The 22,447-nt window shown below is 66.8% G+C and carries 19 protein-coding genes; 10 read left to right on the forward strand and 9 right to left on the reverse strand.

The annotated features are described in order from the left end of the window. Nucleotides 1–118 precede the first annotated feature (118 nt). A complete protein-coding gene (locus FIU66_RS10205; RefSeq protein WP_167622601.1) occupies nt 119–958 on the forward strand; it encodes a MoxR family ATPase in 840 nt (279 codons plus the stop codon). Between the two features lie 3 nt (nt 959–961). Here FIU66_RS10205 and FIU66_RS18015 read toward each other — a convergent pair whose 3' ends face one another. After that, nucleotides 962–1,636: a hypothetical protein gene (locus tag FIU66_RS18015; RefSeq protein ID WP_201281059.1), complete on the reverse strand. Its 675-nt coding sequence runs from the start codon at nt 1,634–1,636 to the stop codon at nt 962–964. A gap of 128 nt (nt 1,637–1,764) precedes the next feature. On the opposite strand from FIU66_RS18015, the gene FIU66_RS10215 reads away from it, so the two are divergent. Further along, on the forward strand, nt 1,765–3,045 hold the full coding sequence (locus FIU66_RS10215; protein WP_167622602.1) for an O-acetylhomoserine aminocarboxypropyltransferase/cysteine synthase family protein: 1,281 nt from the start codon (nt 1,765–1,767) through the stop codon (nt 3,043–3,045). A 30-nt stretch (nt 3,046–3,075) separates the two neighbouring features. Here FIU66_RS10215 and FIU66_RS10220 read toward each other — a convergent pair whose 3' ends face one another. After that, complete coding sequence (locus tag FIU66_RS10220; RefSeq protein ID WP_167622603.1) at nt 3,076–4,137, reverse strand: SIMPL domain-containing protein; 1,062 nt, start codon at nt 4,135–4,137, stop codon at nt 3,076–3,078. A gap of 188 nt (nt 4,138–4,325) precedes the next feature. On the opposite strand from FIU66_RS10220, the gene FIU66_RS10225 reads away from it, so the two are divergent. After that, nucleotides 4,326–7,292 (forward strand): hypothetical protein, encoded by a 2,967-nt coding sequence (locus tag FIU66_RS10225; RefSeq protein ID WP_167622604.1) that lies wholly within the window; start codon nt 4,326–4,328, stop codon nt 7,290–7,292. Here FIU66_RS10225 and FIU66_RS10230 read toward each other — a convergent pair. Both FIU66_RS10230 and FIU66_RS10235 read right to left on the reverse strand, forming a co-directional pair. Beyond that, nucleotides 7,289–8,302 carry a TraB/GumN family protein gene (locus tag FIU66_RS10230; RefSeq protein ID WP_167622605.1) on the reverse strand — a complete coding sequence of 338 codons (1,014 nt, stop codon included), beginning with the start codon at nt 8,300–8,302 and terminating at the stop codon, nt 7,289–7,291. The genes FIU66_RS10225 and FIU66_RS10230 overlap by 4 nt on opposite strands. 72 nt (nt 8,303–8,374) lie before the next feature. Next, complete coding sequence (locus FIU66_RS10235; protein ID WP_240544658.1) at nt 8,375–9,631, reverse strand: glycosyltransferase family 4 protein; 1,257 nt, start codon at nt 9,629–9,631, stop codon at nt 8,375–8,377. Between the two features lie 270 nt (nt 9,632–9,901). Between FIU66_RS10235 and FIU66_RS10240 the strand changes: the two genes are divergently transcribed. The 3 genes from FIU66_RS10240 (at nt 9,902) to FIU66_RS10250 (ending at nt 12,259) form a co-directional block, all read left to right on the forward strand. Next, complete coding sequence (locus FIU66_RS10240) at nt 9,902–10,189, forward strand: co-chaperone GroES (protein ID WP_167622607.1); 288 nt, start codon at nt 9,902–9,904, stop codon at nt 10,187–10,189. Between the two features lie 35 nt (nt 10,190–10,224). Continuing rightward, complete coding sequence (gene groL, locus FIU66_RS10245; RefSeq protein ID WP_167622608.1) at nt 10,225–11,862, forward strand: chaperonin GroEL; 1,638 nt, start codon at nt 10,225–10,227, stop codon at nt 11,860–11,862. A gap of 124 nt (nt 11,863–11,986) precedes the next feature. Continuing rightward, nucleotides 11,987–12,259, forward strand: a complete 273-nt coding sequence (locus FIU66_RS10250; protein WP_167622609.1) for a hypothetical protein — start codon at nt 11,987–11,989, stop codon at nt 12,257–12,259. Nucleotides 12,260–12,396: 137 nt separating this feature from the next. On the opposite strand, the gene FIU66_RS10255 is transcribed toward FIU66_RS10250, so the two are convergent. Beyond that, on the reverse strand, nt 12,397–12,774 hold the full coding sequence (locus FIU66_RS10255; protein WP_167622610.1) for a DUF1622 domain-containing protein: 378 nt from the start codon (nt 12,772–12,774) through the stop codon (nt 12,397–12,399). Nucleotides 12,775–12,904: 130 nt separating this feature from the next. Here FIU66_RS10255 and FIU66_RS10260 point away from each other — a divergent pair, with 130 nt between their 5' ends. Then, nucleotides 12,905–13,354 carry a DUF892 family protein gene (locus tag FIU66_RS10260; RefSeq protein ID WP_167622611.1) on the forward strand — a complete coding sequence of 150 codons (450 nt, stop codon included), beginning with the start codon at nt 12,905–12,907 and terminating at the stop codon, nt 13,352–13,354. 42 nt (nt 13,355–13,396) lie between these two features. Here the strand turns inward: FIU66_RS10260 and FIU66_RS10265 are convergent, their stop codons facing one another. From FIU66_RS10265 to FIU66_RS10280, 4 genes are read right to left on the reverse strand one after another with little or no spacing between them, the layout of a single operon-like run. Next, a complete protein-coding gene (locus FIU66_RS10265; RefSeq protein ID WP_167622612.1) occupies nt 13,397–14,923 on the reverse strand; it encodes a Ppx/GppA family phosphatase in 1,527 nt (508 codons plus the stop codon). Between the two features lie 59 nt (nt 14,924–14,982). Beyond that, nucleotides 14,983–17,148, reverse strand: coding sequence for an RNA degradosome polyphosphate kinase (locus tag FIU66_RS10270; protein ID WP_167622613.1), 2,166 nt, complete (start codon nt 17,146–17,148; stop codon nt 14,983–14,985). Continuing rightward, nucleotides 17,135–17,869, reverse strand: coding sequence for a chromosomal replication initiator DnaA (locus FIU66_RS10275; RefSeq protein WP_167622614.1), 735 nt, complete (start codon nt 17,867–17,869; stop codon nt 17,135–17,137). Before FIU66_RS10275 ends, FIU66_RS10270 begins: the two co-directional genes overlap by 14 nt. A gap of 10 nt (nt 17,870–17,879) precedes the next feature. Then, nucleotides 17,880–19,097 (reverse strand): AI-2E family transporter, encoded by a 1,218-nt coding sequence (locus tag FIU66_RS10280; protein WP_167622615.1) that lies wholly within the window; start codon nt 19,095–19,097, stop codon nt 17,880–17,882. Nucleotides 19,098–19,228: 131 nt separating this feature from the next. Between FIU66_RS10280 and proS the strand changes: the two genes are divergently transcribed. The 3 genes from proS (at nt 19,229) to FIU66_RS10295 (ending at nt 22,376) form a co-directional block, all read left to right on the forward strand. Continuing rightward, nucleotides 19,229–20,590 carry a proline--tRNA ligase gene (proS, locus tag FIU66_RS10285; protein ID WP_167622616.1) on the forward strand — a complete coding sequence of 454 codons (1,362 nt, stop codon included), beginning with the start codon at nt 19,229–19,231 and terminating at the stop codon, nt 20,588–20,590. Beyond that, nucleotides 20,587–21,078, forward strand: coding sequence for a DUF2937 family protein (locus FIU66_RS10290; RefSeq protein WP_167622617.1), 492 nt, complete (start codon nt 20,587–20,589; stop codon nt 21,076–21,078). Before proS ends, FIU66_RS10290 begins: the two co-directional genes overlap by 4 nt. A 113-nt stretch (nt 21,079–21,191) precedes the next feature. Further along, on the forward strand, nt 21,192–22,376 hold the full coding sequence (locus FIU66_RS10295; RefSeq protein ID WP_167622618.1) for an ABC transporter substrate-binding protein: 1,185 nt from the start codon (nt 21,192–21,194) through the stop codon (nt 22,374–22,376). Nucleotides 22,377–22,447: the final 71 nt, after the last annotated feature.

Genomic DNA, 22,447 nt, shown 5'->3' on the forward strand with positions numbered 1-22,447 from the left:
TGCGCGCCCCCATAAAGTATGACGTCTTGCTTGTCACTAGGCGAAACGATTGTGGCGCGACGACAGATCGCCTCTGGCGCTGCCACGCTACAAGTATTTCACTTGAAAGGAGAGTTTCATGCAGTTCACCGGCACGGACCGTTACGTCGCCCCGCCCGACCTGGCGGTTGCCGTGAACGCGGCCGTGACGCTGGAACGGCCGCTTCTGGTCAAGGGCGAACCGGGCACGGGCAAGACAGAACTGGCCCGCCAGGTTGCGGGCAGCCTGGGGCTGCCGATCATCGAATGGCACGTCAAATCAACGACGAAGGCCCAGCAGGGCTTGTACGAATACGACGCCGTCTCGCGCCTGCGCGACAGCCAGTTGGGCGATGCGCGGGTCCATGACGTGTCGAACTACATCCGCCGGGGCAAGCTGTGGCAGGCCTTCACGGCGCCCGGCAAGGTGGTCCTGCTGATCGACGAGATCGACAAGGCGGATATCGAGTTTCCCAACGATCTTCTGCAGGAACTCGACCGGATGGAGTTTCACGTTTACGAGACCGGCGAGACGGTCCGCGCCGCGCACAGGCCGGTCGTCATCATCACGTCGAACAACGAGAAAGAGCTTCCGGACGCCTTCCTGCGGCGCTGTTTCTTCCACTACATCCGCTTTCCCGATGCAGACACGCTGCGCGCTATCGTGGACGTGCATTACCCGGGCCTGAAGCGCGGGTTGCTGGATCAGGCGCTGACCCAGTTCTTCGACCTGCGCGAGACGCCGGGACTGAAGAAGAAGCCCTCGACCAGCGAGTTGCTGGACTGGCTGAAGCTGATCCTGGCCGAGGATCTGGCGCCCGAGGATCTGCGGCGCGATCCCCACACGATGCTGCCGAAGCTGCACGGCGCGCTGCTGAAGAACGAACAGGATGTGGCGCTGTTCGAAAAGCTGGCCTTCATGGCCCGGCGGCAGCGGTAGGCATCAGCCGCCGGTCGCGGGATCGTCGGCATGGCGGCCAGCAGCCATGCCCATGCCCATGCCGCCGCCACCGCCGCCGCCAGCCCCTCCGCCGCCGCCTGCGCCGCCGCCGCGCGACCGTCCCTCGTCCCCGCCCCGGCCCTTGCCGCCACCGGGCGCGGGCCTGGTCGGACCCTGGGGCGGGATGGCAAGGCCCGCGGGAACGGGGTCCAGATCCAGGGCCGTGCGGATGAAATCGCGCAGGGACCGCACCAGTTCATCGGTCTGAACCGGCCGCCCTTCCACCAGGTCGCGGGCGGCGCGTTCGGCCAGTCGGACATGGGTTTCCGTGCCCAGCAACAGGATGTCGGACAGCGCGCCTTCGACCGCGTCCCGGATGCGGCGACGACGGTCCGAGCCTTCAGAAGGCTCAACCCCCTCGTCCATCGCCCGCTGGCGCAGGTCGCGCAAATGGGCGGGATCCACGGCCAGATTGCCCGTGAAGGATCCGCCCAGCACCTTGTAGGCGGCGATCAGCACCCGCAGGCGTTCGTTGATCTGGCGGTTCATCCGCTCGCGGCGCTGCTGGACGGTGAACATCACCAGCACGCGGATGCCGATGCCGATCAGCGCGAACAGGGCGATCCCGATCACGGTGGACAGGATGCTGTTCCAGTTGCTGAAGTCGATCATGCGCATGGGCTGTTCCTGAAAGCGGTCGCGGCATGATCGGGGCCAAGGCCCGCAGGGACAACCCCATAATCCCAATTGAAACCGGGCCGCTGTCATGACCTTCTGCCCGCAACCGACATGCAGAGGAGAAAGACATGACCCAGGGCTTTGACACGACCGCGATCCATGCCGGGACCGAACCCGATCCCGCGACCGGGGCGCGGCAGGTGCCGATCTATCAGACCACGTCCTATGTCTTCAAGGACGCCGACCATGCCGCCCGCCTGTTCGGGCTGCAAGAGGTGGGATACATCTATTCCCGCCTGACCAACCCCACCGTCGGCGCGTTGCAGAACCGGGTCGCCGCACTGGAAGGCGGCGCGGGGGCGGTCTGCTGTTCGTCAGGGCACGCGGCGCAGATCATGGCGCTGTTCCCGCTGATGGCGCCGGGGCGCAACATCGTCGCCTCGACCCGGCTTTACGGGGGCACGGTCACGCAGTTCAGCCAGACCATCAAGCGGTTCGGCTGGTCGGCCAAATTCGTGGATTTCGACGATCTGAACGCCCTGCGCGTTGCCATCGACGACGACACCCGCGCGGTGTTCTGCGAATCGATCAGCAATCCCGGCGGCTATGTCACCGACATCCCGGCGGTGGCCGAGATCGCCAAGGCCGCAGGCGTCCCGCTGATCGTGGACAACACGCTGGCCACGCCATACCTGTGCCGCCCGATCGAGATGGGCGCGACGCTGGTCGTCCACAGCCTGACAAAGTACATGACCGGCAACGGCACGGTCACGGGCGGCGCGATCGTGGACAGCGGCCGTTTCGACTGGTCGGCATCCGACAAGTTCCCCAGCCTGTCGGCCCCCGAACCTGCCTATCACGGCCTGAAGTTCCACGAGACCTTCGGCAACCTGGCCTTCACCTTCCATTCCATCGCCATCGGTCTGCGCGACCTGGGCATGACCATGAACCCGCAGGGCGCGCATTACACGCTGATGGGGATCGAGACGCTGGGCCTGCGCATGGCGCGTCATGTCGAAAACGCGCAGAAGGTCGCGGAATGGCTGGAAAACGACCCGCGCGTGACGGCCGTGACCTATGCCGGGCTGGCGTCCTCGCCTTGGAATGCGACGGCGAAGCGCCTTTATCCCAAGGGGGCCGGGGCGCTGTTCACCTTCTCGGTCAAGGGCGGCTATGAGACGGCGGTCAAGGTGGTCGGCGCGCTGAAGCTGTTCAGCCATGTGGCGAACTTGGGGGATGCGCGGTCTTTGGTGATCCATTCGGCATCGACCACCCACCGCCAGTTGACCGAGGATCAGCAGCGCGCGGCGGGCGCGGCCCCCGACCTGCTGCGCCTGTCGGTCGGGATCGAGGATCCGGCCGACTTGATCGCGGATCTGGACCAGGCCCTGGCGGCGGCGGTGGCATAGGAAAGGGGGCCATGCGGCCCCCGTTCCAGTTCAGTTCGCGGGCGCCGGGCTTTCGGCAGGGGCCTCGCCCATCGGCACGACCGGTTCGCCGGGTTCCGGCGCGCCGGTGTCCGTGCCCAGCGGCGGCGGCAGATCGCCTGCCGGGGGCGTGGCGGGATCGGCATCGGGCGCAGGGCCTGCATCGGCGTCAGGGGCCGGGGCCGGATCAAGGCCGGGAACCGGCGGATGCCCCTCGGGCAGCGCACCGCCGCCCTGGTCCGGACCGCCGTGGCCCGATCCGCCGTGTCCGCCTGCGGGTCCGTGGCCCATGCCGCCATGGCCGTGATGACCACCCATCGGCCCGCAATCCTGACCCGTCAGTGCGAACTGCATCTCGACCATCGCGGACAGCGCCACCTCGCCTGCGGCGACGGGGACCTTGGCGGCGTCTGACGCTGCGCGCGCCTCCATCATCATCGGGCGCGGGCCTTCGGGGGAAGGCGTGTCGCGCAGCACCAGAACCGGGCCGAGGGTCAGCCCTGCGGCCTCGGCCAGGATCTCGGCCTTGTGGCGGGCATCCTCGACGGCGGCGCGGCGCGCCTCATCCTCGGTGGCCGAACTGTCGTCGCGGGTGAAGCTGATCCCGTTGATCTCGTTCGCGCCGGCGCCGACAATGGCGTCCAGAACCTCGCCCAGGCGTGCCACGTCCTTGACCCGGACCGCGACCATGTTGCTGGCCTGATAGCCCGTCACGGCTGGCGCGCGCCCTTCGCCGTAATCCATCATCGGGTTCAGGTTCAGCCCCGAGGTCTGGATGTCCGCCGGCTCGATCCCGGCGCCGGTCAGCGCCTCGATCACCGCGGTCTGCTGGACCGAGTTCTGGCGCATCGCCTCGGCCGCGCTTTCGGCCTGGGTGGTGACGCCAAGCTGGACCATCGCCAGGTCGGGGGCCACCCGCGCCTCGCCCTCGCCGGTCACGGTCAGGCGCGACATGCCCGGATGGCACATGGAATGACCGCCCATGCCGGGTGCGGCCATGGCGGGGGCGCCAAGCGCCAGGGCGGTCGAGGCCACAAGCGCGGCCCGGGCCAGCCGTCGCGGAACCTTGGTCATGTCTCTGTCCTTTCTGCGGAAATCGTCGTCGCCCATTAACAGCATCCGGCAGGATGAAGTTCAAACCAATTGCATTCACGGATCCGCCAGTTTGCCTTTCCACAGGATGCAAAATCCGCTAGATCTGGGACAATCAAACAAATCGCGGACCCTTAAAACACGCGATCGTCATCGAGCAGTGATCCATCATGAACAGACCCATCGCCCCGCCCGATTTCGCCATGAGCTTCACGCCCGAGGCGGTCCTGCTTGAACGCCGCGACGGGTTCGGCTGGCAGCCGCTTGGCAAAGCCCCCTTCGCGGGCCGGGAAATGACCGCCCGGCTTGCCGCGCTGCGCGAGCAGGCGGGGGTCGAGCCGGGCGATCTGGACACCGTTCTGGTCATCCCCGACGACCAGATCCTGTATACCACGCTGACCGTTCCGATGGGATCGGACACACCCGCCGCCGTGGCCCGCGCGCTTGAGGCGATGACGCCCTATCCGGCCTCGGACCTGGCCTATGACTGGTGCCCCTCGGCCAATGGCGACATCGAGACGCTGCGCGTGGCCGCCGTCGCCCGCCGCACCCTGGAAGAGGCCGAGGATTTCGCCCGCGCCCAAGGCTTTCGCCCATCGGGCTTCGTGGCGCGTCCGGATGACGACCGCTTCGACGGCCAGCCCGATTTCGGACCCAGCCGTCTTGCCGCGGAAGGCTTCACCCGCCCGCCCTTCAGCCAGCCCGATCTGGCCCAAGCCCGCGTCACGGATCCGGTCGTGACTGACCCGGAAGCCGTGGTGCCCGCGATGACAGGGCCCGCGCCGGTCATCGTCAGCCGCATCGTGCCCCATGTCGTAGCAGCCCCTGCCAGTGCACGATCCGATGCGGAAAAAGCCGAACCTGCCCGGGCTGACGCCGGCAGCATCGCGGCCCCGGCCTCGGTGCCCGGGGTGATCCGCCACGGCGAGGTCAAGCCCCCTGCGGCCCCACGCGCCCTGTCGCCCCGCGCCCAGGCGGTGCATGACCGCGCCCGCGATGCGCGCGCCCTGCGTGCCGCCGAGGCGCCGCGCGACGACGAAGGTGAATTCGCCCTCGCCTGGCTGCGCCGCCTGGATCCGGGCCGCTTGCCGGTGATGATGGGCGTGCTGGTCCTGGCGCTTGTCGCGGTTCTGGTCTTCTTCGGCTCGTCCCCGGATCAGGGCGCCGCGCCCCAGCAGGTGGCCGCGACCGATCCTGTGCCCGAAGCGATCGCCGCGCCCGAGCCTTCGGCTGTCCCCGCCGCGCCGGTCGAGCAAGCCCAGGCCCCTGTCCCGGCCATCGAGAGCCCGTCCCCGGCGGCAGAGCCCCGGCCGCAGGAAACCGCCGAAGCAGACCCCCGCCCTGCCGTCACGGGCACCGACATTGCGACGGCAGCGCCCCAGGTTGCGCCCCAACCTGCGCCGGTGGATCTTGAACCCGCGCCGGTGGCTGCTGCCCCCGCAGCGACAGCGCCCGCCGTCGCGGCCGCCCGGCCGCAGCCCGCGCCTCAGCAGCAGCCCGCAACGCCCGTCGCCCAGGGTGACGATGCCCTGGCACAGGCCCTGACCGAAGCCATGGCCGCACCGACCGGCGCTGTTTCGCAGACCCCCATCAGCGCGGCAACGATGGCGGCTCCGGTGGTCGAGGCCCAGGCGCAGACACCGACACAAGCACCGGCGCAGACGCAGACCCCTGCGCAGCCCCCTGCGGCCGTGGCCCCGGCTGCACCGGCCCCTGCAGCAGCGCCCGCGCAACAGCGGCTTGCCAGTTCGGCCCGCCCGCCGCGCGTGGCCCCCGTGCGGGCCACGCCGCCTGCGCGGACCGACGCCCGGCCGACCGTCCCCGCAAACCCGCAGCCATTTGCGGCACGCGCCCAGGCTGATGCCGCGCGCCCGGCGGCGGCGCGTCCGCAGACGTCGCGACTGTCGGCCTCGCGCCCGCCGGAACGTCCCGCTTCGGTCACCCCAGCCAGCAGCCCGGCGGCATCGCCTGCCGCCACGGCACCAGCAGTGGCGCCCTCCCGCGCCGCGCCGTCCGTGGGGACATCGGGCCGTCCGCCCGCGCGCCCGGAACGGCAAAGCAGCCTCGAGGAAGGCAGCCGGGCCGAGGAAGACCAGCCGACCCGCCTGACCCGGGCGGAACGCGCGTCCCTGACCAAGCTGCTGCGCGACCTGAGAACCGCCCAGGCTGGAGCAGGCGGTCTCAGCGCGGCGGAACGCGGAGCCCTGATCCAGTTGGCCGACGCCCGCCCGTCCCGCAAGCCGGTGGCCGTGGGCGGTCCGTCGCAACGCGCCGTGCAGGACGCGGTCGCGGCCGCCGTGGCCGAGACACCGCGCACCCGGTCCGCTGCGGGCCTTGGCCAGTCCGCTCGACCGATGGCTCGGCCCGGCGGGGCAAGGACCGTCGCCCGTAGCGATCCGGGCCCCGGCAGCGCAAGCCTGTCGGGCGCAGCCATCGACCGGGCCGTCGCCGAAGCCGTTTCGGAAAACTCTCCCCCCGCAGGCGCCGTCGCTTTGACGGCGCTTCGTTCATCTGCCCTTCCGCCACGGCGCGCCGCAGGCGCCGCAGCAGCCGTTGCCGGCGCGGCAGGCACCGCCACCCTGGCCGCCACATCGCTGACGCCGACGCCCAGCGACCTGCGTTCCGCGGCACAAGCCCAATCCGAGGAAGCGGCCCTGGCCGAACAGCGCCGCCTGGACGCCGAGCTGCAGGCCCAGGCCGAGGCCCGCGCCCGCGCCCGCGCCGCCCAAGACGCCCAGGCCGAGGCGCAGGCCCGTGCCCAGGCCGAGGCCCGCGCCCGCGCCCAGGCCGAGGCCGAGGCGCGCGCCGCCGCCGCCCGCCAGCAACGCTATGCCCCGCCCGAGGCCGAGGACGAGCCCGAGGTCGCGGCCAACATCCCTGACGGCCGGACCCCCACGACCGCGGGCAATGCGGCAACCGTCAAGGATGGCATCCAGATCAACCGCACGCAGATCATCGGCACGATCGGCGCGGGCAAGGCCAGCCGCGCCCTGGTGCGCTTGTCGAACGGCCGGGTGCTGACGCTGCGTCTAGGCGACCGGATCAACGGCGGCACGATTACCGATATCGGCGACAGCCGGATCACCTTCGTGAAGGGCGGGCAGCAGCAGGCCCTGTCGGTGCTGGGCGGTCGCTAGCCGTCCAGCCTCTCGATCGTCCAGCCGTCCTGCTCCAGCAGGCGAAGAACGCCGCCCTCGCCCGGCAGGTGCAGCGCGCCAAAGGCTGCCAGGATGCCCTTGCCCCTGTCGGCCGCGTCCCTGGCCCCGGCGGTCAGGGGCGCGATCCAGGCCTTGTTGCGCCGCTCCATCAGATGTTCCTGCGCCAGATCCATCTGCTGATCGACCTGTTCCCTGGTCAGCCCCGAATTGCGATAAGCATCGGAGCGGCCAAACTCCCAGATCGCCCAAACATCGCCGGCGAAATAGGCCTCGGTCAGGGTGACGGCGTAATCGTCGGCATGGGCGGCGGCAGGCAGGCTGGCGCGGATCATCTCGATCTCCTGCCCAGGGGACAGGTGGCTGAACAGCGTGAAGACCGTATCCCAGGGTTCAAGCGCGCGGACCGGAACCTCCATCGACCCGGCCTGCTCGATGATCCGGTGGTCCAGGCCCTGCGCGTCGCCTTCGGCCATCTGCTTCATCATGCATGGGCTGATCCCCAGCATCATCGCCACATACCAGGGCCGCAGCTTCGCGGTCATCACGGCCGGCATTCCCCGTTCCGCCATGGCCGCCGCCAGTGCCTGCCAGTCCCGATCACCCAGCCGTTCGGGCAGCGTCGGCCCTGCCGGATCGACCATCAGCGTCGGATCCGAGGACAGCGCATCGGTCAGCCTCCGCTCTTCCTCGGGGCCGGCCTCGACAAAGACGGCGTCGGCCTGCCGGATCAGCGGCGCAAGGCGGTCCAGGATCGGGTCATGGCGCGGATCGCCAAAGTGATAGGTGCCGACCAGCGTCATCTCCTGCCCCGCCTTGGTCGCGCGCCACAGGATACCCCGGTGATAGGGAACGCCTTCCACCGCAGCCTCGATCTCGGCCCGCTGTTCGGAGGGCATGGTGTCGAACAGGTTGCTGCCCACGCATTCGGCCAGGGCGGGGCCGGCAAGGACAAGAAACAGACCTGCCGCCGTTGCTGTCAATCGTCGCATAAGGGCTCCTGTTAGGACGTCGGCCGCTCAGGCTGCCATGCCCGGCGGCTGACTGCCAGCCCCAGGAGCATCCTAGCCCGGCCTGACATCGGCAGGGACGGGTACAGGCTGCGGCAAGGCATCCTTGCCCTGCAGGATGGCAGCCCAGATCATTGCGACCTGACGTGCCTTGGCCTGCCATGTAAAGTCCTTGGCCACCCGTTTGCGGCACGCCAAGGACTTCACAAGAAGGATTGAAGGATCTGAAAGAACCGCCTCCAGCGTCTGGCGGAGGCCGCGCGTTATGTCCTCACGGTCACTCAGCGGAACTCTCCACCCCGTGCTGTCGTCTACAAGCTCTGCCGGCCCGCCATAATCTACGACGATCGGCGGCACCCCCAAAGCCATCGCCTCGAGCACAACTCCGCCGCCGAACTCTCGGATCGATGGGAACAGAAGGACGTTGCACGACGCCAGGATTAATTGGACATCCTGATGCTTCTTCCAGCCGTGGAACCGGACCCCCTCCCCGATGCGCTCGTCCTCGACGATCCGGAGCAACTGGGCCATGTGCGGGCCATCTCCGATGATGTCGAATGTCATCCGACCTTCGCGGATCAGGGCCGCAGCGGCCTTCAAAGCCATGTCGACACCCTTCAAAGGGACAAGACGCCCTACGAAGCACGCCTTCAACGGCGAACCACTCTCCTGCAGGGCCGCCATGTTGAAGCGAGAGACATCCACCGCGTTCTCGGGCAGGTAGACCGCCTTTCCTGCGAATTTGGCCGGCAACTCTGACAATGCGAAACGCGAACCGCATATGATCGCGGCCGCAGACCGGAGCATGCGGCTGCGGGCGGGATGAAGGCGATATATGGACCGGACCTGCGACAGCCATTCCCGTTCGCGTCGTTGTTCGGACACGAAACCCTTTGGCCAAGGCACACCGCCATCGATCGGGCCAAACAGGAAGGGCACGCCAGCAGCAGCACATTTCGAAGCAATCGGGCTGTTTACGACCGGCGAGACCGGCGTGATGCGATGAACCAGATCATATCTTCCGGCCCGGATGTCGGCACCGAACCGACGCCATACCAGCCGTTCGAAATAACGATAGCCCAGCGAAGAAATCAATTGTGTCGTGGTCCAGCCGACGCCCTTGCCCAGGCGCAACTTGTCCGCAAGCGTGAACAGCGGCTTTGCTACCGCCTCACTGTCGATAGCGGTGAAGTCCTGACCCTCGATCAGCCCTGCCCGGACAAACGCGTCCCGATTACGGATCTGCGTGACAATGTGGACATCAGCCACCTCCCGCAGCGCGGTCGCAAGCGACCAGCCGATCAATGGCACCGATACCCATTCAGGGTTGGCGGCTTCCGCAAGGATAAGAACTTTCGGACCATTGACCACAACACACGTCCAATACTTTACGCTGACGGACCTTTGTTATCTTCGTCTGAGACACCTTCAAAGATGTCATTTCAGTCAGTTTGTTTAGCATTGTACGTACTGCCCCGCCGTTGACAGCCGCGGCCGGTTGCCCTATCTCACCGCCATTGGCACTCACCTGCCTTGAGTGCCAACAGAAACACTGCAACCTGAAACACGGAGTGTTCACCAATGGCATTCAAACCGCTGCATGACCGCGTTCTGGTCCGCCGCGTCCAGTCGGACGAAAAGACCAAGGGCGGGCTGATCATCCCCGACAGCGCCAAGGAAAAGCCCGCCGAGGGCGAGGTCATCTCGACCGGCGAAGGCGCGCGCAAGGATTCGGGCGAGCTGATCGCACCTTCGGTCAAGGCGGGCGACCGCGTCCTGTTCGGCAAGTGGTCGGGCACCGAGGTCACGATCGACGGCGAAGAGCTGCTGATCATGAAGGAAAGCGACATCCTGGGCGTGATCGCCTGATCCGCGTCCTTCCCCACTAAATTCAGGAGAGTCAAATGGCTGCGAAAGAAGTGAAGTTCAACACGGACGCACGCGACCGGATGCTTCGGGGCGTGAACATTCTGGCGGATGCCGTGAAGGTGACGCTGGGTCCGAAGGGCCGCAACGTGGTGATCGACAAGTCGTTCGGCGCGCCGCGCATCACGAAGGACGGCGTGTCGGTCGCCAAAGAGATCGAGCTGTCGGACAAGTTCGAGAACATGGGCGCGCAGATGGTGCGCGAAGTGGCCTCGCGCACCAATGACGAGGCCGGCGACGGCACCACCACCGCGACCGTTCTGGCCCAGGCCATCGTCAAGGAAGGCATGAAGGCGGTCGCCGCCGGCATGAACCCGATGGATCTCAAGCGCGGCATCGATCTTGCGACCTCCAAGGTCGTGGAGGCCATCAAGGCCGCCTCGCGTCCCGTGACCGACAGCGACGAAGTGGCCCAGGTCGGCACCATCTCGGCCAATGGCGAGGCCAATATCGGCCGCTTCATCGCCGATGCGATGCAGAAGGTCGGCAACGAGGGTGTGATCACCGTCGAAGAGAACAAGGGCATGGAGACGGAAGTCGAAGTGGTCGAAGGGATGCAGTTCGACCGCGGCTACCTGTCGCCCTATTTCGTGACCAACCCCGACAAGATGATCGCGGATCTGGAAGACGCCTATATCCTGCTGCACGAGAAGAAGCTTTCGTCGCTGCAGCCGATGGTTCCGCTGCTGGAAGCCGTGATCCAGTCGGGCAAGCCGCTGGTGATCGTGGCCGAGGATGTCGAGGGCGAGGCCCTGGCCACGCTGGTCGTGAACAAGCTGCGCGGCGGGTTGAAGATCGCGGCCGTGAAGGCTCCGGGCTTCGGCGATCGCCGCAAGGCCATGCTGCAGGACATCGCGATCCTGACCGGCGGCCAGGTCATCAGCGAGGACCTCGGCATGAAGCTGGAGAATGTCGGCATCGACATGCTGGGCCGCGCCAAGAAGGTCACGATCAACAAGGACAACACCACCATCGTCGACGGTGCCGGTGAAAAGGCCGAGATCGAGGCCCGCGTCAGCCAGATCCGCCAGCAGATCGAGGAAACCACCTCGGACTACGACCGCGAGAAGCTGCAGGAGCGGGTGGCCAAGCTGGCCGGCGGCGTGGCCGTGATCCGCGTCGGCGGCATGACCGAGGTCGAGGTGAAGGAGCGCAAGGACCGCGTGGACGACGCGCTGAACGCGACCCGCGCGGCCGTTCAGGAAGGCGTGGTCGTGGGCGGCGGCGTGGCGCTCGTCCAGGGCGGCAAGGTGCTGGAAGGCCTGACGGCGGCCAACAGCGACCAGGAAGCCGGCATCGCCATCGTGCGCCGCGCCCTGGAAGCGCCGATGCGCCAGATCGCCGAGAACGCCGGCGTCGACGGCGCGGTGGTCGCGGGCAAGGTGCGCGAGTCCTCGGACAAGGCCTTCGGCTTCAACGCCCAGACCGAGGAATATGGCGACATGTTCAAGTTCGGCGTGATCGACCCGGCCAAGGTGGTGCGCACGGCGCTGGAAGACGCGGCATCCGTCGCGGGCCTTCTGATCACCACCGAGGCGATGATCGCCGAAAAGCCCGAGCCCAAGGCCCCCGCCGGCGGCATGCCCGACATGGGCGGCATGGGCGGCATGATGTAAGCAAACGCCTGCATCAGGAAAAACACGGAAAAGGGCGCCAGAAGGCGCCCTTTTCTTTTGCCCGCTAACCCCCTGTTCAGGAATCCGCTGTATCGGATGGTCATGAACCCTGCAGGGATGTTCCATGAACCGTTTTCTCGCACTGCTGATCCTGACGGCCTTGGGTCTTGCCGGCCCTGCGCGCGCCTGCAGCACCAGCGGCAGCAGCACCTTTTGCGCAGATGGCTGGGTCGCGCAGACCGTCGAGCCGCGCCGCCCCGGCGGCGCAGACATCGGTGCCGATGCCGGCTATGGCGACGGCAGCGGCATGGAACCGGGATCGTTTGCGGAGGGCGTTTATGTCGAGGGGGCGGTTGTCGTGGAAGAGCCGCCCCTTGAAGTCGAGGGCCAGTTGTAGCCGCAGGCGCCATGAGCCGGCACGGGCGGCAGCGGCACAACGGCACCAAGGGCCTTTGGCCAGAAGGGCAGCTCAACGGAAAGGCTGGATCCAGCAGAAATGCCCGGCCCGGCCATTCTGACTGTGGACCCCGTCTTTCAGGAAGACTCGTCCTTTTCCAGATGGGTCAATTCCCTTTCCAGGAAGAACGAGATCAGCGACCGGATCGCCACAAGCCCGCCAAGCAGCAGGATGTTTTCGGCGTTCAGGTGCAGCATGGTGCGGATCAGGTCGGCCACGATCAGAACCTCTAGCCCCGACAGGATGTGGCGGCCCAGCGTCAGTCGGCCGAGGTTCAAGCGGTGGCCGCGTTCATGGCCCTCGCATGCCCTGGCCTCGCCCGAGGCGAAGGCGCGGACGGCTTGAACCAGCCCCGCGATCAGGATGAGGATCGCGAACAACTCGATGACGACCACCATCCATTCGAAAGCCGGCGTCAGCGGGCCAAGATGATCGGATAGCGAAAAGGTTTCCATAGGCGTGATCCTGTCGTTCAAGCAGCCCGAGCGGCCCGTCCTGTCGGAACCAACGGCGGCGGCCAAAGGTTCAGCCCGCAGACAACCAACGCAGACACCCAACGCAGACAGCAACCGAAGCGAGGCAAGCATGGCTACCACCGTCGGCACTGAAGACAATATCCGCGACCTGGTCCGCAACCTGATCCTGCTGGAACATGATGCGATCGCGGCCTATGAATCCACCATCGAGCGCCTGTCGGACGCCACCCTGTCCCAGCAGGTCGAGGCGTTCCGGAGGGATCACCTGCAGCATCTCGAGGTTCTTCAGGAAATGGCCGCCGAGACCGGGGCCGAGGCACCGCAGGAAGGCGACATGAAGCAGATGCTGACCACCGGCAAGATCGCCCTGGCGGATCTGTTCGGCGATGGGGCCATCCTGAAGGCGATGGCCACTAACGAAAACGACACCGTGACCGCCTATGAGCGCGCCTCGGCCCATCCCGACGCCATCGAGAAGTCGCGCGCCTTCTTCCAGAAGGCCCTGGCGGACGAACAGCGCCATCGCGAATGGATGGTGCGCACGTCAGAGGCCCTTTAGGCCGAGTAACCAACGCGTCCGGCCACGGGCCGGGCGCGCTTCTCAGACGAAGACCGGCTCGACCTCCAAGGCGCTGCACAGCGACCGGAAGCGGGATTCGGCCACCTCTCCCATCAGCTTTCGCCCGGTCGCGGTCAGTTGCAGGCGCAACTGCCGGTCCTTCATGACCAGCTTGCCCGCATCCGCAGGATCATCAAGCGCCAGCATCGCGCCAAAGCGCATGGCCTTGCCCAGCACCTCGGCCTCCTTGATCTGGGCGTCGTCCAGCAGCTTGAACAAGGGCGCCATGGGCGAATTGGCCCGGCTGTTCTTGTAGCGGTGCAGCAGCGCGAGGCCCAGGAAAACCCGTTCCGGATGGGACAGCGCCGCCATGTTGGCGCGGGTCACGTTGTCGAAGCAGGCCTCGGCGCGATAGTCGGGATGGGCGCGCCAGCTTGTGTCATGCAAAAGGCAGGCAGCGCGGACAAGGCGGTCGCGTTCCGGCGGCAGGTCCTCGAACAGCGGCAGCAGGAAGTGATACAGCTTCTTGCCCGATCCCGGCATCCGCGCCATCTGGCGTTCGGTGAAGCGGGCGGCCTCGATCAGCGGGTCGCGCTTGCGCAGGCTGTCGGGCATCTGCTCGTAAAGCAGCCCTTCGCGGATGCCATAGCTGCTGACGGCCAGTTCCTTCGGCTGGAACGTTTCGGCAAGTTGCGACAGCACCTGGGCCGCCAGCGGCACCAGTTCCATGCGCGAGTTCGAGATGCCGGTCCGCGCGCGCAGGTCGGCTAGGTCATGGGCGCCGATCCAGGCAACGGTGTCGGCGACGGCGGAAGGGGTCAGCCGGTATTCGTGCAGCACGGTCATGGGATAGGACACGCGCTCCATGTCCAGCCGGGCGATCGCGCGCCAGGATCCGCCGACCAGATAGATGCGCTCGTGATGGGTGCCCATCACCTCGGCCAGCCCTGCCATCACCTTCATGATATGCTTGCGCAGGCCGTCCTTGCCGCCGGGAACCTGTTGCAACCGGAAGGGACCAAGCTGTGACGAGACGCGGTTGCCGACCTTGCCGTCCGCGACCTCGGCCAGTTCCATCGAGTTGCCGCCGATGTCGCAGACCAGCCCTTTCGCATCCGGCCAGCCCAGCAGCACCCCCTGGGCGGACAGCCGCGCCTCTTCCTCGCCGTCGATCACGAACATCCTGATGCCGGTCTCGCGTTCGACGCGGGCCTGGAACTCGGGTCCGTCGGCGGCCTCGCGCACGGCGGCGGTGGCCACGCAGGTCAGCGGGTCGATGTCCATGCCCTTGGCAAGTGCTGCAAACCGCTGCAGGGCGGCAAAGCCGCGCTCGACCCCCTCGGGGTTCAGGCGGCCGGTCTGCGCCATCTTGGCGCCAAGGCCCGCCATGACCTTTTCGTTGTAGAAATAGGCGGGCGACCGCGCCGCGCCATCGAAGACGACCATGCGGATCGAGTTCGATCCCACGTCCACCACGCCCACACGCGACAGGGCGCGCTTGGGAAGGGTTGCGAACATCTTGCCGAAAGGCTCGACCTTCTTGCCGGTCGTCGTGCGCACGCCGTTCATCCCCGCCTCTCCTGCTGGGCTCGCATTGCGGCCGTTAATGACCCGACCGGGCGGCCGGGTCAATCATTCGAATGGGTCAGTGCCGGAACGTCCCCGGCGCCCGCCGTGCCCCGGCCGGACAGTGACGGATGATCCATGAAGAAGCGGTGACAGTTGAACAGGTCGTCGCGCCCCTCGGGAAGATAGCGCACGAAGCGGCCATCGGGTTGCAACAGCCAGCTTTGCGCCTCGTCCGCCATGTTGGCGGCCATGATCTGGCTGACGATCTGCGCCTTGACGGTGTCGTTCACGCATTCGACCAAGGTTTCCACCCGCCGGTTCAGGTTGCGGTCCATCCAGTCGGCCGAGCTGATGAAGACCCGCGCCCGCTTCGAGGGCAGGCCGAAGCCGTTGCCGAAGCAGACGATGCGCGAATGTTCCAGGTATCGCCCGACGATGGACTTGACGCGGATGTTTTCCGACAGGCCCCGGATGCCCGGCCGGATGCCGCAGATGCCGCGCACCACAAGGCTGATCTTCACCCCCGCGGCACTGGCCGCGTAAAGCGCGTCGATCACGTCCTTTTCGATCAGCGAGTTCATCTTGGCCCAGATTGCCGCAGGCCGCCCCTGCCGCGACAGTTCGGCCTCGCGCGCGATCAGGGAGATCAGCCGGTCCTTGAGATCGATGGGCGAGATGGAAATGTTTTCCAGCCCGGCTGGCTGCACGTAACCGGACAGGTAGTTGAAGACCTTGGTCGCGTCCCGGCCAAGCGCCGGGTCACAGGTGAACAGCGACAGGTCGGTATAGATGCGCGCGGTGATCGGGTGATAGTTGCCGGTTCCGTAATGGGTATAGGTGACCAGGTTGTCCCCTTCGCGCCGAACGACCGTGCTGATCTTGGCATGGGTCTTGTAGTTCACGAAGCCATAGACGACATGGGCGCCTGCCCGTTCAAGCCGGCGCGACTGGCGGATGTTCGCGGCCTCGTCGAAGCGGGCCTTGAGCTCGACAAGCGCCGTCACCGACTTGCCGGATTCCGCAGCCTCGCAGAGGGCGTCGACGATGGGGCTGTCGCGGCTGGTGCGATACAGCGTCTGCTTGATCGCCAGCACGTTCGGATCGCGCGCGGCCTGGGCAAGGAAGCGCACCACCATGTCGAAGGTTTCATAGGGATGGTGCAGCAGCATGTCCTTCTGCTTGATGGCCGAGAACATGTCCCCGTCATGGTCCTGCACCCGTTCGGGAACGCGCGGCGTGAAGGCGGGCCACAGAAGGTCGCGGCGGCTGTCCAGCACCAGTTCGGACAGGTCGGCCACGCCCAGCAGCCCCTCGACCTCGATCACCTCGTCGGGGCCGACCTCAAGCTCCTCCATGATCAGGCGGCGCAGGCGGTCGGGCGCGCCGCGCGTGATCTTCAGCCGGATGACGCTGCCGCGGCGGCGCCGCTTCAGTGCGGTTTCGAATTCGCGGACCAGATCCTCGGCTTCTTCCTCGACCTCAAGGTCGCTGTCGCGCAACACGCGGAAGGCGCAATGGCCCGTGTCGCGATAGCCGGGGAACAGCGAGGACAGGTGCATCAGCAACAGATCTTCCAGCCGCAGGAATCGTTCGCCGCCCGGCAGGGGCACGAAACGCGTCAACTGCGCGGGGATGGGCAAAAGCGCCTGCATCTGCCGCCCGTCGGTTTCGCGCGCCAGTTCCAGCGCCAGCGAAAAGCCGGCATTGGGAATGAAGGGAAAGGGATGCGCCGGGTCGATGGCCAGGGGCGAGAGGACCGGGAAAACCTTGCGCTCGAAATGGTCGTGCAGGAACTCCTCCTCGGCGCGGGTCAGGCGGGACCGGGACAGGATGACGATGCCCGCTTCCTCCATCTCGCGACGGATGCGGTTCCAGACGCCCTGCTGCGCGCCCATCAGGCGGCGGGCGTCGGCGTTGATCATCGCCAATTGTTCCGCAGGCGTCAGCCCGTCGTCCGAAGGCGTGGCGTTCCCCTCGCGCACCAGTTCGCGCAGGCCCGCGACGCGGACGGTGTAAAACTCGTCCAGGTTGGTGGCGCTGATCGACACGAAGCGCAGCCGTTCCAGCAGGGGCACGCGGGGATTGCGCGCCTCGTCCAGGACGCGCCAGTTGAAGGACAGCCAGCTGATTTCCCGGTTGAAGAAGCGCGAGCCGTCCTGGGGAACCCCCTCGGGCAGATCCTGGGGTTCGGGAAAGGGTGTCCGAAGGAAATCAGCTTGCGTCATGGTCCTGACTTTCAGGGAACAGATGGGAGTCGGGTTCGGAAAGCCGGGCCAGCAGTTCGGCGGCAAGGCGGCGGGTGATCGGGCGCTTGTCGGCCATGGCGGCCTGATCGACGGCGGCCACAAGCTGGCGGGCCAGCCCCAGGTCGCGCGGCATGTGCAGGACAAGCCAGTCGATCAGGTCGGCAGGCACCGCCTGCTGGCGGTCGGCGAACAGCTTGACCAGCACGGCGGCCAGCAGCGATTCATCGGGCGGCATCAGCCGGACCTGGGGCATCGCGTCCATGCGCGACCGCAGGTCCGGCAGCACCAGCCCCCAGTCGCGCGGCGGCGTGCGGGCGGTCAGCAGCAGCAGGCAGTCGCGCGGCGCACACAGGTTCCACAGGTGGAACAGCGCCTGTTCCGCCCCTGCCGCGCGGCCCGCCCGGTCGGCATCCTCGATCACAAGGGCCCCGCCTTCCGTCGCAAGCCCATCGGCCGCGTCCGGCCGCAGCGCCGAGGCCTTCATGCGCCGCGCGCCGTTCTCGGCGGCCCAGAAGGCCGCCAGATGCGACTTGCCCGCGCCTTCCGGCCCGATCAACAGCATCCGCCCCTGCGGCCAGTCCTGCGGGGCATCCAGGGCCGCAAGCGCGGCGCGGTTGGCGGATGCGGGCAGGAAGTCGGCGCGCGAATGGGCGGGCGGCGTGGTCAGATCCAGGGTCAGCTGGCGGGACGTGACGGTCATCGGGCGGCGGTCACGCTTCTGGTTCGGGATGCCGGCGCGACATTTCCTCGCGCATGATCTCGATCTGGCCCTGGGCGCGGTTCTGGTCGGCGCGGATGCGCGCCTCGCGGATGGAACTGGCGACGGTGCCTTCCGGCACGATCTCGACTAGCATCGGCTGGCCGGGATCAGGGGGCAGCGCCTGGCCCGTGAACAGCGCACTTTCCTGATACCGCTGCGTCAGGAACCGCCCGATCACCCCAAGGGCTGCGGCCAGCGGCACGGCCATGACCATGCCGACAAAGCCGAACAGCGCGCCGAAGACCGACAAGGCCAGCAGCAGCCAGACCGGATGCAGCCCGACATGGTGCCCCACGATCTTGGGTTGCAGATAGTTGCCCTCGACGATCTGGCCGATGGCGAAGATCGCGATCACAAGCCCGATCCACAGCGGGTCGCCCCAGAAGCTGAACAGGGCGACGCCGATGGCCGTTGCCCCGCCGATCAGCACGCCGACATAGGGGATGAAGGACAGCATCGCGGCCATGATGCCGATGAAGAAGCCGAATGGCAGGCCCACGATCATCAGGCCGATGGAATACCAGGTGCCCAGGATCAGGATCACCAGTCCCTGCCCGCGCACAAAGCCCGACAGCGCCTCATCGATTTCCCGCGACAGGCGGCGCAGGGTGGGGGCGTGTTCGCGCGGCAGCAGCGTGTCGATGCGGTCAACCAGGTGATCCCAGTCCAGCAGCAGGTAGAAGGCCACGACCGGCACGATCACCAGGATCGCGATGGCGCTGATGATGCCGCCCACCGAAGACAGCAGGCTTGACGCGACGGTTCCCATCTGTTCGCCCATGGCCGCGCCCAGGTCGGTCAGGGCGGTGCCGATATCGCCATTCGCGGGCAAAAGCTCGGGGAAGCGCGCGGACAGAAACAGCCGGCCTTGCTCGATCATCTCGGGCGCGGTCTCGATCAGCGAGGTCGCCTGGCGCAGCATGATCGGCACCACCAGCAGGACCACCCCGGCAAAGGCCAGCACGGCGATCACGGTAATGACCACGACCGACATGACCCGCGACAGGCCCGACCGTTCCAGCCGATCGGCCACCGGGTCCAGCAGATAGGCCACGCCCGCGCCCAGGATGAAGGGCAGGATCGCCTGACCCAGCAGCCACATCGCCAGCAGCAGCGTCACCGCAGCCACCCCCCACCACATCAGCTGCTTGTGTATCGGTATGCGCATGGCCGGTTCCTGATGCGAGTGTTGGCCCGGAATGTGAACGCGACAGGCGCCAGTTGCAAGCGGGCGGTTCTTGGCAAGGCAGGACCGATCCGCTAACGGTTTGCGCCGTATACGCTCAAAGGATCCCGCCCATGCGTTTGTCGCGCTATTTCCTGCCGGTGCTGAAGGAAGACCCGAAAGAGGCGCAGATCGTCAGCCACCGGCTGATGCTGCGCGCCGGAATGATCAAGCAGCAAACCGCGGGGATCTATTCCTGGCTGCCGCTGGGCTTCAAGGTGCTTCGCCGCGTCGAGCAGATCGTCCACGAGGAACAACAGCGCGCGGGCCACATCCCCCTGCTGATGCCCACGCTGCAATCGGCCGACCTGTGGCGCGAAAGCGGCCGCTACGACGACTATGGCGAGGAGATGCTGCGCATCCAGGACCGCCACAAGCGCGACCTGCTGTATGGTCCCACGAACGAGGAGATGATCACCGACATCTTCCGCAGTCATGTGAACAGCTACAAGGATCTGCCGCTGACGCTGTATCACGTCCAGTGGAAGTTCCGCGACGAGATCCGCCCCCGCTTCGGCGTGATGCGGGGCCGCGAGTTCCTGATGAAGGACGGCTACAACTTCGACCTGACCAAGGAAGACGCGCTGCACGCCTATAACCGCCACCTGGTCAGCTATCTGCGGACCTATGAACGCATGGGCCTGCAGGCCATCCCGATGCGCGCGGACGGCGGCCCGATCGGCGGTGATTACACCCATGAATTCCTGGTGCTGGCCGAGACGGGCGAATCCGAGGTCTTCTATGACAGCCAGATCACCGACCTGACCTTCGGCGACCGGCAGATCGACTATGACAGCATTGAACAGTGCCAGGCCGTGCTGGAGGAGTTCACCAGCCGCTACGCCCGCACCGACGAGACCCATGACGAAGCCGTCTTCGCCGAAGTCCCCGAGGAACGCCGCCGCACCGCGCGCGGGATCGAGGTGGGCCAGATCTTCTACTTCGGCACCAAATATTCCGAACCGATGGGGGCCACGGTCGTCGGCCCGGACGGGCAGCGCGTTCCCGTCCACATGGGCAGCCACGGCATCGGCGTGTCCCGCCTGCTGGGCGCGATCATCGAGGCCAACCACGACGATCGCGGCATCGTCTGGCCCGAAGGCGTGACCCCCTTCCACGTCGGCATCGTCAACCTGAAGCAGGGCGACAATTCCACCGACAGCGCCTGCGACGCGATCTATGCGGAACTGCAGGCGCGTGGCCTCGATCCGCTTTACGACGACCGCGACGACCGGGCGGGGGCCAAGTTCGCCACCATGGATTTGATCGGCCTGCCCTGGCGGATCACCGTCGGCCCGCGCGGGCTGGCCGCAAACAAGGTCGAACTGACCAACCGCCGCACGGGCGCGACCGAGGAGATGTCGCCCAAGGAGGCCATCGCCCGGCTGGAACAGCTCTATGCGCCGGTTCTGGGCCTGAAGGTTCAGGACAGGTGATCGGACTTCTGCGGCTGGCGGTGGCGGTCTGCCTTGCCATCGCCTTGTCGCAGTTCCCGGCCTTCTCGGACCAGTATGTCCAGCGGCTTGGCGGTCAGGTCGATGCGCTGTCACGCGTTGCCGCCCAGTTCGACGCCAGCGCCCGGGCCGCTGGGCTGACCCGCGACCAAGCCCTGGCGGATCTGTCGGGCAGCGCCTTTCGCGACGCGCACCAGTCCAACATGCGCGAGGTCTTCGTCCGCCTGGACCGGGCGAGCGCGGACCTGCAGATGCTGCGGATCGCCGGGCCGCTGGAACGGATGCTGCTGCCTCACCGACTGCGCGACGCGGAAACCTTGGCCGCGACCTGGGGCGACTTCCGGCCCGCGGTCCCCGTGACGGTTGCGGGCCTTTGGGCGGCGGGAATCGGGCTGGTGCTGGGATGGCTGCTGACTGCCCTGCCCGGCCTGCTGTTCAGGCGCCCGCAGGACCGCCTCGGCTGGCGTTGACCATGCGTCACCAGCCTGAAAAGGCAAGGATTGTTGATATTATCCTGCTTTTCTTTTGAACAGGGCGCTTCTAACGTGCGGCGCAGGACATTGTTCCAACTGGGAGACAATCAATGAAAAAACTTCTTCTGGCCACTGCTGCAGGTGCCCTGCTGGCCGGTGCCGCCTCTGCCGAGGACGTCAAGCTGGGGATCTCGCTGGGCTTTACCGGACCGCTGGAATCCATGGCGCCGGGCATGGCCTCGGGCGCTGAACTGGCCATGAAAGAGGTCACCGATTCCGGCCTGCTGCTGGACGGCTCGACCGTGACTGCGGTTCAGGGCGATTCGACCTGTATCGACGCCGCCGCTGCGACGGCGACGGTCGAACGCCTGATCACTGCCGAAGGGGTCAAGGGCATCGTCGGCGGCATGTGCTCGGGCGAGGCGATCGCCTCGCTGCAGAACGTGGCCGTGCCGAACGGCGTGGTGATGATCTCGCCTTCCGCGACCTCGCCCGCGCTGTCCACGATCGAGGATAACGGGCTGTTCTTCCGCACCTCGCCTTCCGATGCCCGCCAGGGCGAAGTGATGGCCGAGATCATGATGGAAAAGGGGATCCAGAACGCCGCGATCACCTATACCAACAACGACTATGGCAAGGGCCTGGCGGATGCCTTCGCCTCGTCCTTCCAGGAAAAGGGTGGCACCGTGACGGTGAACGCCGCCCATGACGACGGCAAGGCAGACTATTCGGCCGAGGTTGCGGCCCTTGCGGCGGCGGGCGGCGACGCCCTGGTGGTCGTGGGTTATGTGGACCAGGGCGGCTCGGGCGTGGTCCGCGCGGCACTGGACACCGGCGCCTTTGACACCTTCGTCTTCCCCGACGGCATGGTCGGCCAAGCCCTGGTGGACAACTTCGGTTCGGAAATCGACGGCAGCTTCGGCCAGAACCCCGCAGCCGAGGGCGAGGGCCGCGAGAAGTTCCTGGCCATGGCCGAGGAAGCAGGCTTCGACGGAACGAGCGCCTATTCGGCCGAGGCCTATGATGCCGCCGCGCTGATGATGCTGTCCATGGCCGCCGCCAAGTCCAGCGATCCCAATGTCTGGAAGAACAACGTCATGGATGTCGCCAACGAGCCGGGCGAGAAGATCCTGCCGGGCGAACTCGCCAAGGGGCTGGAGATCCTGAACGGCGGTGGCGACATCGACTATGTCGGCGCCTCCTCGATCGAGATGGTGGGCGCGGGCGAAAGCGCCGGCGTCTACCGCGAGGTCAGCTTTGACAACGGAGAAATGACTGTCGTCGGCTATCGCTGACGTGTAAGGAATGCTCCGGCCCGGCAGCCACGCGGTTGCCGGGCCATTTTTCATGACAAAAGCCGCTGAAT

This window comes from Paracoccus sp. AK26 (assembly GCF_011801365.1).
GTDB classification, from domain to species: Bacteria; Pseudomonadota; Alphaproteobacteria; order Rhodobacterales; family Rhodobacteraceae; genus Paracoccus; species Paracoccus aerius.

Excerpts from the sequence above, each read along its gene's own strand:
- FIU66_RS10205 (WP_167622601.1), top strand. The coding sequence starts at position 119 with ATGCAGTTCACCGGCACGGACCGTTACGTCGCCCCGCCCGACCTGGCG.
- FIU66_RS18015 (WP_201281059.1), bottom strand. The coding sequence starts at position 1,636 with ATGCGCATGATCGACTTCAGCAACTGGAACAGCATCCTGTCCACCGTG.
- FIU66_RS10215 (WP_167622602.1), top strand. The coding sequence starts at position 1,765 with ATGACCCAGGGCTTTGACACGACCGCGATCCATGCCGGGACCGAACCC.
- FIU66_RS10220 (WP_167622603.1), bottom strand. The coding sequence starts at position 4,137 with ATGACCAAGGTTCCGCGACGGCTGGCCCGGGCCGCGCTTGTGGCCTCG.
- FIU66_RS10225 (WP_167622604.1), top strand. The coding sequence starts at position 4,326 with ATGAACAGACCCATCGCCCCGCCCGATTTCGCCATGAGCTTCACGCCC.
- FIU66_RS10230 (WP_167622605.1), bottom strand. The coding sequence starts at position 8,302 with ATGCGACGATTGACAGCAACGGCGGCAGGTCTGTTTCTTGTCCTTGCC.
- FIU66_RS10240 (WP_167622607.1), top strand. The coding sequence starts at position 9,902 with ATGGCATTCAAACCGCTGCATGACCGCGTTCTGGTCCGCCGCGTCCAG.
- groL (WP_167622608.1), top strand. The coding sequence starts at position 10,225 with ATGGCTGCGAAAGAAGTGAAGTTCAACACGGACGCACGCGACCGGATG.
- FIU66_RS10250 (WP_167622609.1), top strand. The coding sequence starts at position 11,987 with ATGAACCGTTTTCTCGCACTGCTGATCCTGACGGCCTTGGGTCTTGCC.
- FIU66_RS10255 (WP_167622610.1), bottom strand. The coding sequence starts at position 12,774 with ATGGAAACCTTTTCGCTATCCGATCATCTTGGCCCGCTGACGCCGGCT.
- FIU66_RS10260 (WP_167622611.1), top strand. The coding sequence starts at position 12,905 with ATGGCTACCACCGTCGGCACTGAAGACAATATCCGCGACCTGGTCCGC.
- FIU66_RS10265 (WP_167622612.1), bottom strand. The coding sequence starts at position 14,923 with ATGAACGGCGTGCGCACGACGACCGGCAAGAAGGTCGAGCCTTTCGGC.
- FIU66_RS10270 (WP_167622613.1), bottom strand. The coding sequence starts at position 17,148 with ATGACGCAAGCTGATTTCCTTCGGACACCCTTTCCCGAACCCCAGGAT.
- FIU66_RS10275 (WP_167622614.1), bottom strand. The coding sequence starts at position 17,869 with ATGACCGTCACGTCCCGCCAGCTGACCCTGGATCTGACCACGCCGCCC.
- FIU66_RS10280 (WP_167622615.1), bottom strand. The coding sequence starts at position 19,097 with ATGCGCATACCGATACACAAGCAGCTGATGTGGTGGGGGGTGGCTGCG.
- proS (WP_167622616.1), top strand. The coding sequence starts at position 19,229 with ATGCGTTTGTCGCGCTATTTCCTGCCGGTGCTGAAGGAAGACCCGAAA.
- FIU66_RS10295 (WP_167622618.1), top strand. The coding sequence starts at position 21,192 with ATGAAAAAACTTCTTCTGGCCACTGCTGCAGGTGCCCTGCTGGCCGGT.